Source organism: Sporosarcina sp. FSL K6-1540 (assembly GCF_038620285.1).
In the GTDB taxonomy this organism is placed as follows: domain Bacteria; phylum Bacillota; class Bacilli; order Bacillales_A; family Planococcaceae; genus Sporosarcina; species Sporosarcina psychrophila.
In genome coordinates, this window is record NZ_CP152018.1 from 159,612 (window position 1) to 171,747 (window position 12,136).

Annotated in this window: 13 protein-coding genes; all 13 read right to left on the bottom strand. The window is 41.8% G+C overall.

The features are described 5' to 3' along the window. Positions 1-93: 93 nt before the first annotated feature. The 13 genes from MKY15_RS00730 to MKY15_RS00790 all read right to left on the bottom strand — a co-directional run bounded on the left by MKY15_RS00730 (position 94) and on the right by MKY15_RS00790 (position 12,135). Positions 94-1,800 (bottom strand): proline--tRNA ligase, encoded by a 1,707-nt coding sequence (locus tag MKY15_RS00730; RefSeq protein WP_067211165.1) that lies wholly within the window; start codon positions 1,798-1,800, stop codon positions 94-96. Between the two features lie 203 nt (positions 1,801-2,003). Continuing rightward, positions 2,004-3,263, bottom strand: a complete 1,260-nt coding sequence (gene rseP / locus MKY15_RS00735) for an RIP metalloprotease RseP (protein ID WP_338655896.1) — start codon at positions 3,261-3,263, stop codon at positions 2,004-2,006. Between the two features lie 43 nt (positions 3,264-3,306). Beyond that, positions 3,307-4,455: a 1-deoxy-D-xylulose-5-phosphate reductoisomerase gene (locus tag MKY15_RS00740; protein ID WP_342538732.1), complete on the bottom strand. Its 1,149-nt coding sequence runs from the start codon at positions 4,453-4,455 to the stop codon at positions 3,307-3,309. Positions 4,456-4,471: 16 nt separating this feature from the next. Further along, complete coding sequence (locus MKY15_RS00745) at positions 4,472-5,266, bottom strand: phosphatidate cytidylyltransferase (RefSeq protein WP_187045378.1); 795 nt, start codon at positions 5,264-5,266, stop codon at positions 4,472-4,474. Further along, positions 5,263-6,057 (bottom strand): isoprenyl transferase, encoded by a 795-nt coding sequence (locus MKY15_RS00750; protein ID WP_187045379.1) that lies wholly within the window; start codon positions 6,055-6,057, stop codon positions 5,263-5,265. Before MKY15_RS00750 ends, MKY15_RS00745 begins: the two co-directional genes overlap by 4 nt. A gap of 249 nt (positions 6,058-6,306) precedes the next feature. Next, positions 6,307-6,864: a ribosome recycling factor gene (gene frr, locus MKY15_RS00755; RefSeq protein WP_067211177.1), complete on the bottom strand. Its 558-nt coding sequence runs from the start codon at positions 6,862-6,864 to the stop codon at positions 6,307-6,309. Further along, positions 6,864-7,589: a UMP kinase gene (gene pyrH / locus MKY15_RS00760; RefSeq protein ID WP_067211178.1), complete on the bottom strand. Its 726-nt coding sequence runs from the start codon at positions 7,587-7,589 to the stop codon at positions 6,864-6,866. The genes frr and pyrH overlap by 1 nt, the downstream gene beginning before the upstream one ends. A gap of 261 nt (positions 7,590-7,850) precedes the next feature. Further along, the gene (tsf, locus tag MKY15_RS00765) at positions 7,851-8,735 is read right to left on the bottom strand and encodes a translation elongation factor Ts (RefSeq protein ID WP_067211181.1); all 885 of its coding nucleotides are present in this window, start codon (positions 8,733-8,735) and stop codon (positions 7,851-7,853) included. A gap of 87 nt (positions 8,736-8,822) precedes the next feature. Then, complete coding sequence (gene rpsB / locus MKY15_RS00770) at positions 8,823-9,548, bottom strand: 30S ribosomal protein S2 (protein ID WP_067211184.1); 726 nt, start codon at positions 9,546-9,548, stop codon at positions 8,823-8,825. 244 nt (positions 9,549-9,792) lie between these two features. Then, complete coding sequence (locus MKY15_RS00775; RefSeq protein ID WP_342538735.1) at positions 9,793-10,293, bottom strand: hypothetical protein; 501 nt, start codon at positions 10,291-10,293, stop codon at positions 9,793-9,795. 5 nt (positions 10,294-10,298) lie between these two features. Next, on the bottom strand, positions 10,299-10,604 hold the full coding sequence (locus MKY15_RS00780; RefSeq protein ID WP_187045381.1) for an RNA polymerase subunit sigma: 306 nt from the start codon (positions 10,602-10,604) through the stop codon (positions 10,299-10,301). Beyond that, entirely contained in the window at positions 10,601-11,383 is a 783-nt protein-coding gene (locus MKY15_RS00785) for a FliA/WhiG family RNA polymerase sigma factor (protein ID WP_342538736.1), read from the bottom strand. Before MKY15_RS00785 ends, MKY15_RS00780 begins: the two co-directional genes overlap by 4 nt. Before the next feature lie 257 nt (positions 11,384-11,640). Further along, entirely contained in the window at positions 11,641-12,135 is a 495-nt protein-coding gene (locus tag MKY15_RS00790) for a chemotaxis protein CheD (protein WP_338655891.1), read from the bottom strand. Position 12,136: the final 1 nt, after the last annotated feature.

Below are 12,136 nucleotides of genomic sequence, written 5' to 3' on the forward strand. Positions count from 1 at the left end.
AGCTAGACACTGTTCTAGGTCAAAAAACACATTCTTTCTTAATCTTTCGAAAAAGAAGGGAAGTACCGACATGCGGCCTTCCCTTCTCAATAGTTATTCAGCTGTGAAAAATGCTTGTAACTTTTCAGTTAGTTCTTCTTTTTGCCATTCAGCAGTTTCCCCGGTTTGTCTGAATTTGATTTCGACAATTCCTTCTGAAGCTCTTTTCCCGATTGTAATGCGAATCGGTAGACCAATTAAATCTGAATCTGCGAATTTAACCCCTGCACGTTCAGGACGATCATCATACAGGACATCATATCTGTAAGATTTTAGAACACTATATAATTCGTCAGCCAATTCTTTCTGACTTTCATCTTTAAGATTTACGGCAATTAGATGGACATCAAATGGCGCAATCTTCTTCGGCCATTTCAATCCGTACTCATCATTGAACTGTTCCGCAACAGCTGCAAGTATACGTGATACGCCAATGCCATAACAGCCCATGATGTACGGTTTCGATCTGCCGTTTTCATCAAGGAATGTTCCGCCCATCGGTTCACTATATGTCGTACCTAATTTGAATATATGTCCAAGTTCAATTCCTTTGGCAAACTTAATGGTACCCTTGCCATCCGGAGACGCGTCTCCTTCGAGGATGAAACGAAGATCTTCATAGCGATCCACAGCAAAATCACGTTCTGGATTGACATTTGTCAAATGGAAACCGTCTTCGTTTGCTCCGCATACACCGTTGACGATTGATGCGACTGAGTGATCTGCAATCACTTTAAGATCAAGAGGAAGTTTAACTGGCCCGATTGAACCAACCCCACAAGAAAGAAGCTCAGTAACATCACCTTCAGCTGCGAACTCAACTTCTGAGGCCCCAAGTACATTTTTCAACTTAATATCATTGATTTCATGATCTCCACGACAAAGGACTGCGATTAGCTCATCATCTGCTTTGAAGATAAGTGTCTTAATAAGACGAGTTGCATCGACATTCAGGTATGAAGCAACTTCGCTGATTGTTTTTTGATCAGGCGTTGCGACTTTTTCTACTTCCCGCAATGCTTCATCCAGTTTTTCATAGTTGACATTCACTTCAGCCATTTCAATGTTAGCTGCATATGAAGAAGAATCACTATATGCAATTGTATCTTCACCAATGTCAGACAGCGCCATGAATTCATGTGTATCTGTACCACCGATTGATCCACCGTCTGCCATAACTGCACGGAAATCAAGCCCAAGCCTTGTAAAGATATTCGTATAGGCTTGCATCATTTCCTGGTATTTCTCATCAAGACTTTCTTCCGTCGCATGGAAGGAATACGCATCTTTCATGATGAATTCGCGTCCTCGCAGAAGTCCGAAACGTGGACGCTGTTCATCCCTGAACTTCGTCTGTATTTGGAACATTGTCAGTGGTAGCTTCTTATAAGATTTCACTTCATCGCGAACAAGTGAAGTAATTACTTCTTCATGAGTCGCACCGAGGGCGAATTCCCTTTTATGCCGATCAGTCATTCTGAATAGCTCAGGACCATATGAGTACCATCTGCCAGTTTCCTGCCACAGTTCCGCTTGTTGCATAGCAGGCATAAATACTTCTACAGCTTCGATTGCTTCCATCTCTTCACGGATAATTGTCTCGACTTTTTGAAGTACTTTCTTTCCCAAAGGTAGGAATGAATAAATTCCACTTGTATTTTGTCGGATAAAACCTGCGCGTAAAAGTAATTGATGTGATTTTACATCGGCATCAGAAGGTACTTCACGCATCGTAGGTATGAATGTTCGCGATTGTTTCATCTATGTTCCCACCTTAAGTATTGTTTTTGGAATTCCTTGGTATATAGGTCAATATAAAGAATCCCATTTATTTCGCTACGGCGCTCAGAGATACGTGCCGACCTAAGCCAAGTCGCTTCGGTCCTGTCGATAAAGGCAAAGTACGCCTTTTCCGACTGGCCCTACAGCGCTTGTCGGGGCTAAACGGCGCCTTGCGCTTTTCTTTAAAAGAAAAAGCGCTGTATATCATTCCAGGTTACTATAAGCATAAGTAACATCAGCAGAACAATCCCTACGAAATGGACCATTCCTTCTTTTTGTTTGGCGATTGGCTTACCACGAATTGCCTCAAACAGGAAGAACAATAGCCTTCCGCCGTCAAGTGCTGGCAATGGCAACAAGTTCATAATCCCCAGGTTAATGCTTAAAATTGCCGCCCAGTTCATAAGACTATATATACCGTGCTGCGCTACTTCCCCAGTAGCTTGGTAAATACCTACAGGTCCTGATAAGGCGTCGAATGACAATTGACCTGTTACAAGCTGCCCGAGTAAATCGGCTATTCTTTTAAACCATACAATTGTTTCTTCCGCCCCATGTTGAACTGCTTTTAATGCACCTTTCTCTACTGGGCTTGTATACTTCACGCCAATCTGGCCGTATTCTTTACCTTTTTCTTCAAGTGTCTTTGGTACAACATCCATCATCACCGAATCACCGTTACGATCCACTTCAAGCTGGAGCAGTATACCGGGACTATTTTGAATGATTTCAGCAAACTCCTGCCATGTTTCGATGGGTTTGCCATCGACCACTTTAACGAAGTCTCCATCTTTCATACCAGCAACCTGTGCAGGATCACCGCTAACCACGTTTGTAATAACGGGTTCATATGTCGGTACACCTTGTAACAGTCCGATCGTAAGGAATATGAAAAACGCCAGAATAAAGTTAAACAATGGACCTGCAAAGATAGTCATTGCTCGGCCGCCGAGAGACTTCGATTCGAATTGGCGATCATACGGGGCAATAAGTGTTTTCTGCCCCTTCTCATAGATAACCGCTTTTCTAGATACATTGTAACGGACAAGCTGCCCTTCTTCATCATAGCCTTCGATGAATAGTTCCTTTTCCAAATCAGATGACTCGGTTTCAAGGAATAGAACGTCAGGATTCGCAACATTGCGGTTCAAGTAAATCTTTTCAACTTCATTCGCAGCATTAATTAATAGACCTACACGATAACCAGCCTGTAATGCAACCGTATCAAAGTCTTCCCCTGCCATCCGGACATAACCACCAAGCGGCAGAAGTCTAACTGTATATAACGTTTCACCTTTTTGAATACCAATAATTTTAGGGCCGAATCCTATTGCGAATTCACGCACCATGATTCCAGCCTTTTTCGCAAACAAGAAATGTCCTAGTTCATGAAAAAAGACCAAAGTACCGAATACGATTATAAACGAAATAACGGTTTCCATGAAAAACCACCTTCACTGACCTCTTTGGCCGTTTCTAAAAAACTCATTCTACCATAGCATACACCATTTTTCGAGTAAGCGAATCTGTTTCCAAAATTGCTTCAAGACTCGGAGTTAGAATTGTTCGATGCGCCTCCATTACCCGTTCAATGATGTCTTCAATTTGCACAAATGGAATACGACCATTCATAAACAACGCTACAGCCACTTCATTTGCAGCATTCATGGCAGCTGGCATTGTACCACCTTCTTTACCAGCAGCATATGCAAGTCCCAACGCCTTAAAACGAACTAGATCCATTTTCTCGAAATGCAACATTCCAATTTCTTCGAGACGAAGCGGTTTCGCGTTTTGCATCGGAATCCGATCTGGATAGGTCAAAGCATATTGGATAGGTACGCGCATATCTGGTGAACCAAGTTGTGCCATGACACTTGTGTCTTCGAACTCGATCATCGAATGGATGATACTTTCCTTATGAAGCAAACAATCAATTTTTTCATAAGGCATTGCAAAAAGATGATGTGCCTCAATCACTTCAAGCCCCTTGTTCAACATGGTCGCCGAGTCGATTGTTAATTTATTGCCCATTGACCAATTAGGATGGGCAAGAGCCTGTTCAAGCGTCACGTTTGCAAGTTCTGCCCGGGTAAGATCCCTGAAACTTCCGCCTGAAGCCGTCAAAATAAGCCTAGAAATACGTTTCGGATCTTCACCGTTCAACGCTTGGAAAAGTGCTGAATGCTCACTATCCACAGGTAAAATCGGTACACCGTATTTACGGGCTTCGCTCATAACGATTTCTCCTGCTGCGACAAGTGTTTCCTTATTGGCAATAGCGATAGTTATCCCAGCGCGGATTGCTTCAAGTGTTGGTTTAAGCCCAACACTGCCGATGACGGCATTAAGCAGTATATCGGCACCCGTACGTGCCGCAACTTCAACAAGGCCATCATCTCCGTAAACAAATTCGATAGCGGGAAATTCCGTTTTCAGCATTTCGGCATCTTCACATCTTATTACAGATATCATTTGTGGATGATACGCTGAAGCAATTTCCCTTACACTATCGATATTCAAACCAGCTGAAAAAGATACGAGCTTAAATTTATCGGGGTTGGAACCAATGATATCCAGTGTCTGTATACCGATGGAGCCTGTAGCCCCTAGTAGACTTATTTTCTTTGTCATGTAGACACCCTTTCCCTTATCCTACAAAGTGTAGAAAATGAAGTAATGGCAGTACAAAAAGGAGACTATCGAACCTGTCTAGAATCCCACCATGACCTGGCAGGAGCTTTCCTGAATCCTTCACTTCATAATGCCTTTTTAGTGCCGATTCGACAAGGTCGCCCAATTGCCCTACAATCGATGCAATAATCGTCACAACAATAAGTATGATATATGTAGAAGCAATAGGGAAGTAGATTTGGAAGATGCAAGCAAAAACAACAGCTGACAATACACCGCCTACAAAACCTTCCACTGTCTTGTTCGGGGAGATCTCCGGCCACAATTTACGCTTACCTATTTTTCTACCTGTGAAATAGGCACCGGAATCCGTAACCCAAATTACCATCAAAGCATATACGACATATTCGATTCCGAATAATCTCGTTTCAATCAAATAATAAAACCCAATTCCGACATACAACACACCCAACACAGAAAAAGCTGCATGATCGAACGTAAATCGATTTTTAACAACAACTGTATAAATCAATAGCATAAGGACAATAGCAAATGTCATTTCGATTTTTGTATAACCAACCATTTCGAAGACGGTGCCGCTCCAATTGGCAGGCATAAGTAATATTGCAAGCGCAACCCATGTCAAAATACCTTCAATTGAAATTAATTGAATGTCCCTCATCCGTAAAAGTTCATATAACCCAATTGTTGCAATTGCATAAACTGCAATCGTGAAGGGCAACCCACCTATTACAACTAGTGGAACGAAAAAGATAAGCGCAACGATTGCCGTTAGTATCCTCTGTTTCAAACGTCTCCATTCCCTTCTACACTACCAAAACGTCTATTTCGCAATTGGAATTCTTCAATCGCATTCAGCATGCATATTTCATCAAAATCTGGCCACAACACGTCTGTAAAAGAAAGCTCGGCATATGCGAGCTGCCATAGCATGAAATTGGACAACCTGACTTCGCCGCTTGTGCGGATCAGTAAATCTGGTTCCGGTAAATGAGCTGTCATTAAATGGGATCCAATGAGTGACTCATCAATATCTTCAGGATTAATTGAACCGTCCGCTACCAGTGCCACAATTTCTTTGACAGATTCGACAAGTTCAAGCCTGCTGCCGTAATTCATGGCAAAGTTCAATGTTAAACCGTCATTGTGCTTTGTTTCTTCAATTGCTTTACTAATTGCTTTTTTCGTATGTTCAGGCAACATATCAAAGTTTCCAATCATTTCAACCTTCACGTTTTGCTCAATTAGTTCGGGGAGGTAGGTACTAAGAAACTCTCCTGGAAGTTTCATCAAGAAATCTATTTCTAGTTTCGGTCGTTTCCAATTTTCCGTTGAGAAGGCGTAAAGTGTAAGTACTTTTACACCAAGGTCATTTGCAATACGTGTTATTACACGAACCTTTTTCATCCCTTCATGATGACCTGCAATTCTTGGTAAATTACGCCGTTTCGCCCATCTGCCGTTGCCATCCATAATAATCGCCACGTGGGCAGGGATATGCTTGCTTTTAACAGTTGTCATTCGGTCCGAAATTGAACTAGCTGCCACCACAGTTTTTTTCCCAAATATTTTTTCCAGCATATCGTTTCCTCCACTCAGCTACTATCAGAGCAAGTACATACTCTATCGTAACAAATTAGACGGTTAATTTCATTTTTTATTGCTGTTCATAAAGAACAAATGCGGAAACGCCTGTTCAGGGGCGTTGGTGTCTCGACGTGGAATAGCACCATTCACGAATTATCCACAAGCCAAGAACTTTATAATTTCCTAAGCAAAGAAAAAGACGTCCTGAAATAAGGACGTCTCGGAATATAGAAAGTTCTTCTATCAGATTTCCATGATTTCGTTTTCTTTATCTTTTGCAATTTCATCGATTCTCACGATTTGTGAATCCGTCAACTTTTGGATTTCTTCACCATAACGGTGTAGTTCATCCTCAGTAATTGAACTACTTTTTTCAAGTTTCTTGAAATCTTCATTCGCATCACGACGAACATTACGTATCGCTATTTTTGCTTCCTCTGCTTCTTTTTTCACAGATTTCACAAGTTCTTTTCGGCGATCTTCTGTCAATGCTGGAACAGCAAGGCGGATAACGCTACCATCATTAGAAGGTGTAATTCCGATATCCGATTTCATGATTGCCTTTTCAATATCAGCAAGTATTGTCTTGTCATAGGGTTGAATGACAAGCAGACGTGCCTCAGGTACTGAAATACCAGCCATCTGTGATATTGGAGTAGGAGCACCGTAATACTCAACAGTTAATCTGTCCAGCATTGCAGCACTTGCACGTCCTGCACGAATAGAAGCTAGTTCTCTCGTATATCCACCAATTGCTTTTTCCATACGATCTTTCGCTTGATCCATTACTTCGTTAGCCATTATAAATTCCTCCTGACGACCGTCCCGATCGATTCACCTAGGACGGCTCTCTTAATATTTCCATTTTCCATAATAGAGAATACTACGAGTGGGATATCGTTGTCCATACATAGAGTTGAAGCCGTTGAATCCATTACTTCAAGCCCTTGGTTAATGACATCCAAAAACGATAGTTCTAAGTATTTAACTGCATTCTTATCTTTAGCCGGGTCAGCTGAATAAACGCCGTCCACATTGTTTTTCGCCATAAGAATGACGTCCGCTTCAATTTCAGCTGCGCGGAGCGCTGCTGTCGTATCAGTTGAGAAATACGGATTCCCCGTACCTGCTGCAAAAATGACGACCCGTTTCTTTTCAAGATGGCGGATTGCTTTGCGGCGTATGTATGGCTCCGCAACTTGTCTCATTTCAATTGATGAAGAGACACGAGTTTCAACGCCAATTTTCTCAAGTGAATCTTGTAGAGCAAGGGAATTCATAACCGTAGCGAGCATGCCCATGTAATCTGCTGTCGCACGATCCATTCCCATTTCACTGCCAACTTTACCGCGCCAAATATTTCCGCCTCCGACAACAACGGCAACTTCGACATCTAGGTCAACAACTTCTTTCACTTGTATTGCAACGTTTTTAATAACTTCTGGCGATAGACCGAAACCTTGATCACCAGCAAGTGCTTCTCCGCTTAATTTCAAGACGATACGTTTATATTTTGGATTGCTCATTTGTATCCTCCATCTATTCTTTTTTCTTAAGAAAAGCACAAGCGCCTATTATAAATGAACGCAGCCTGTAGTGGCCCACGACATGCATAAGATGGGCCGGTGACGTGGCGTTCTTTGCACACATAGCCGGACTGGCTTATGCCCCAATCTCCTAGGCGCCTGGAGCTAGACACTGTTCCATGTTGAAAAACTTATACTTTCTTAGCTCTTGAAAAATGGGGAACACACGCATGTGTTCCCCATTTGTTAGTCTATAACGGCTCAGTTACCTTTAACTTGGCTCATAACTTCATCTGCGAAGTTATCTTCAGGTTTTTCAATACCTTCACCAACTGCATAACGGATAAATTCTTTCAATGTACCGCCAGTTGATTTCACGAAATCGCCAACTTTTTGATCGGAATTTTTAACAAATGCCTGATCAAGTACACAAATATCTTCGAAGTATTTACCGATACGGCCTTCAACCATTTTCGCAACGATGTTTTCTGGTTTACCTTCGTTAAGCGCTTGTTCTGTAAGGATTTTACGTTCGTGCTCAACTTCTTCAGCAGAAACTTGGTCACGTGAAACGTATTTCGGATTCAATGCTGCAATGTGCATTGCAACGTCTTTTGCTGCATCTGAATCTGTTGAACCTTCAACAATAGTAAGAACACTGATTCGTCCACCCATGTGCAAATATGGTCCGAAAGCATCGTTATCTGTTTTCGTACGAATTTCATAACGACGAAGTGTAATTTTCTCACCAATTTTAGCAACAGTGTTTGAAATATGATCCGCTACTGACAATCCGTTTGGCAATGTAGATGCAACTGCCTCTTCGACTGTAGCAGGCTTTGTAGCAAGAAGGTGTACAGCAAGATCGTTTACAAGTGTTTGGAAACCTTCATTTTTAGCTACGAAATCAGTTTCTGCGTTCACTTCAAGAATAATTGCTTCGTTACCGTCAACATGAATATACGTTGTACCGTCTGCAGCAATACGATCCGCTTTCTTAGCAGAACTAGAAAGACCTTTTTCACGTAGGAAATCAATTGCCGCTTCCATGTCACCGTTTGTTTCTGTTAACGCTTTTTTACAGTCCATCATACCTGTACCTGTTTTTTCCCGTAATTCCTTAACCATTTGCGCTGTAATTTTCATTTTTTTCCATTCCTCCTATTTATGCCATCAATTCCGAAAAAAGACGATAAGGGTATAAGCCGCTTATCGTCTTTTCATTTACTGGATTTACTCTGCAGCTACAGTTTCTTCTTGAGTCGCTTCTTCGTCTTCGCCTTGTCTTGATTCAAGCAAAGCATCAGCCATTTTGCTAGTCAATAGACGTACTGCGCGAATTGCATCATCATTCGCAGGAATGATGTAGTCAATTTCGTCTGGATCACAGTTCGTGTCAACGATTCCAACTAGTGGAATGTTCAATTTGATTGCTTCAGCAACCGCGATGCGTTCTTTGCGTGGGTCAACAACGAACATAACATCCGGAATTGCTTTCATATCACGGATTCCGCCAAGGAATTTCACAAGACGTTCGTGTTGTTTCTTAAGTTGTCCAACTTCTTTTTTAGGAAGTACGTCAAATGTACCGTCTTCTTCCATTTTCTCGATTTGTTTCATACGTGCAACACGTTTTTGGATTGTGCCAAAGTTTGTAAGTGTTCCACCAAGCCAGCGTTGGTTAATATAATACATTCCAGCGCGTTCAGCTTCTTCTTTAATTGCATCTTGTGCTTGTTTTTTAGTACCGACGAATAGAACTTTACCGCCATCAGCACCAACTTGACGCATGAATGCGTAAGCTTCTTCAAGTTTTTTCACCGTTTTTTGTAGATCGATGATGTAGATTCCGTTACGTTCCACGAAGATGAATTTCTTCATTTTCGGGTTCCAGCGGCGTGTTTGGTGACCGAAGTGTACTCCGGCTTCAAGCAGTTGTTTCATTGAGATAACTGACATTTTGTATTCCTCCTGTTTTGGTTTAATTCCCTCCGTGCACCTCATCCGCCAAAACGACCTCTCGGCACCATTCCTGACGTCCGTCCACGTGTGTAGTATTACCATTCGATAATATACCATATGATTATCTTTATTGCAACCTTCATAGTTTATATTGAAGAATCCTATTAAATTCACGTCGACTGCCCTTGTAAGGCACCTTCGTTTAGTTTATATAGGTATTCATTTGTTTAACATATATACTTCATCTGAATTTCAAGATTAACTCTATCTCTGTACGCCCTTTGCCTAGTTGCTTAGCAATTTCTTCTATGGACTGCCCCGCGTCGTACAGTCTAATTACCTGTGTTCTTGCATCCTCGGCTTCAACTGGCGCCTTAGACTCCTCAGTGGCCTGTCCTGCTGCCTTATAAGACTTGAGAGCAAGATTAACTGGCATTTTAGGTATGCTGGTACGAATTACTGGTCGAACTTCTTCTGATGCCGCAGACTCTTGTGAAGCACTTACAGTTGTTTTTTTGAAGTCAGGTTGTTGAGCATGGACTGTAAGCTGTTCAATTAAGCGCTCATTCTCGTCTTTCAACTCCGACAAGTATGCGACAATCGAATTATCCATTTCAGTCATAAGCTTGCGCTGTTTTTTTTCGAGATCATCAAACTTCGTAACTTTAGTGTAAAGCAAAGCTAGGAAGTAAAAACTTATTATTTGTATGATGAATAGAAACACTAAAAAAATCGTTATCATCGTCATTAGCCTGTAAAGTCAACAAACGCACCTTTATAGGGGTGTATCGTCTTCTTTTCCTCTTCATTTTGTTGGTGGTCTCCGTTTTGCAACTCTCCTTGATTATGTTCCTGTCGATGTCCGTCTGCCGCCGCCTTCGCTGCCTCTTCCGATTCCAAGACAGTTTCTTTGCCTTTTAACGCTTGCCGTTCCATAAGTGAATTGGCATGATCTAAGTTTAATTGGGTTTGTTGGTGCTTTTGTTCTGCGATTTTTCCCGCATCGAAGGTCTTGGGTATCGCAATTTGCAGTTCAATCCCCTTCAAACTCATAAGATCCCTCCATCAACAATTTCAGTTGCTAATAGTTTGCGAAGTTTGAATAGCGCTTTCGAGTGAATTTGAGAAATCCGCGACGTAGATAAACCTAAAATCTCACCGATTTCTGTAAGAGTCATTTCTTCTGTATAAAAAAAGCTCAATACAAGCTGTTCATTTTTATTTAGTTCATTGATTTTAGTGGTCAAGTCACCAATCAATTCAGTCATCATAGTCTTCTGCTCAGGAGTCTTTGTACCTTCATCCTTTATGATAAACGACTTTTGTCCTTCATCGTCATCGTCATTGACTTTCTCATCAATAGAAAGGACGTTTGAAAAATAATGTTCATGGACAGTCTGATATACCTGATCTACACTTATTCCCATGTGCTCAGCAATTTCTTCTGGTGTAGCATGACGTTGCAGCTTTTGCTCAAGCTTCATAATTTCTTCTTCTTGTTTTTTGGATTTTTCCCTAGAAGAACGCGGTAACCAATCTTCTTTCCGCAAGCCATCGATAATGGTGCCACGGATACGAAAAGATGCATACGTATCAAATTTTAAATCCCTGCCTGGATCGAATTTCGTCAACGCATCAAATAGACCGTGAAGTCCTAGACTCATTATGTCGTCACGAGAAACGTTACGGGGCAATCCAGAGCTAATCCGTTGCACATGATAGCTGACAAGCGGCGTGTACTTACGGACAAGTATGTCTCCTGCTTCGGGATCACGATTACGAATCCACAGGTCCCAACATACGGCTTCCTCCATCAAATCCTGTTTCGACATCGAATCCCTCACTTTCCATGGTGATTCCGTCATAGTTACTCATATTATAGCAAAGAAACAGAAAAAATGCGCAAGTGCCTGTTCAAAGGCGTTTTATGAACCGGCCCTCTAGACGCTGGGGGACTGGACGTAAACTAGCACTTTCCACTGGTTATACATAGACCAAGAGATTTATAGTTTCTCGGTGCAAAAAAGGCGACTGAACTAATCAGCCACCATGCTTAATTATCCAGCGGAAGAATTCATCCGCTCTATCTTCAAATTTCCTTCGTTCCTAAATTTACTGTTCGGATGTTAAGCATTGATTCTCTAGGATTAAATTCAATTGTACGGCCGCTCGAGCCCCCTGTGTCTTCAGCAATAATTGGGATAGACAATCGTTTCAATTCTTGTTTAACGGCTTCAACGTTTCGCGGACCAATGCGAATCGTGTCGCTTGAACCGAATTGAAACATTTGTGAACCACCCGCAATTTTCGCCTTCAAAGCCATCGGTCTGACACCTTCCGCCTTGAGCAATTCCATCAACGCGTAAATGCCGGTATCCGCAAACTTAGCGACATTAATGCGATCCGATTTACCAAGACTGGAATCCGGAAGCATGATATGTACCATTCCCGCAATCTTTTTACGCTCATCGTAGAGTACAATTCCGACACATGAACCCAGACCTGAAGTTCTAATTGTCATCGGTTCCTTGACGATATTCATATCCGCGATTCCTACCCGAATTACCTCGTTCAAAATCATCATC

Excerpts from the sequence above, each read along its gene's own strand:
- MKY15_RS00730 (WP_067211165.1), bottom strand. The coding sequence starts at position 1,800 with ATGAAACAATCGCGAACATTCATACCTACGATGCGTGAAGTACCTTCT.
- rseP (WP_338655896.1), bottom strand. The coding sequence starts at position 3,263 with ATGGAAACCGTTATTTCGTTTATAATCGTATTCGGTACTTTGGTCTTT.
- MKY15_RS00740 (WP_342538732.1), bottom strand. The coding sequence starts at position 4,455 with ATGACAAAGAAAATAAGTCTACTAGGGGCTACAGGCTCCATCGGTATA.
- MKY15_RS00750 (WP_187045379.1), bottom strand. The coding sequence starts at position 6,057 with ATGCTGGAAAAAATATTTGGGAAAAAAACTGTGGTGGCAGCTAGTTCA.
- frr (WP_067211177.1), bottom strand. The coding sequence starts at position 6,864 with ATGGCTAACGAAGTAATGGATCAAGCGAAAGATCGTATGGAAAAAGCA.
- pyrH (WP_067211178.1), bottom strand. The coding sequence starts at position 7,589 with ATGAGCAATCCAAAATATAAACGTATCGTCTTGAAATTAAGCGGAGAA.
- tsf (WP_067211181.1), bottom strand. The coding sequence starts at position 8,735 with ATGAAAATTACAGCGCAAATGGTTAAGGAATTACGGGAAAAAACAGGT.
- rpsB (WP_067211184.1), bottom strand. The coding sequence starts at position 9,548 with ATGTCAGTTATCTCAATGAAACAACTGCTTGAAGCCGGAGTACACTTC.
- MKY15_RS00775 (WP_342538735.1), bottom strand. The coding sequence starts at position 10,293 with ATGATAACGATTTTTTTAGTGTTTCTATTCATCATACAAATAATAAGT.
- MKY15_RS00780 (WP_187045381.1), bottom strand. The coding sequence starts at position 10,604 with ATGAGTTTGAAGGGGATTGAACTGCAAATTGCGATACCCAAGACCTTC.
- MKY15_RS00785 (WP_342538736.1), bottom strand. The coding sequence starts at position 11,383 with ATGTCGAAACAGGATTTGATGGAGGAAGCCGTATGTTGGGACCTGTGG.
- MKY15_RS00790 (WP_338655891.1), bottom strand. The coding sequence starts at position 12,135 with ATGATGATTTTGAACGAGGTAATTCGGGTAGGAATCGCGGATATGAAT.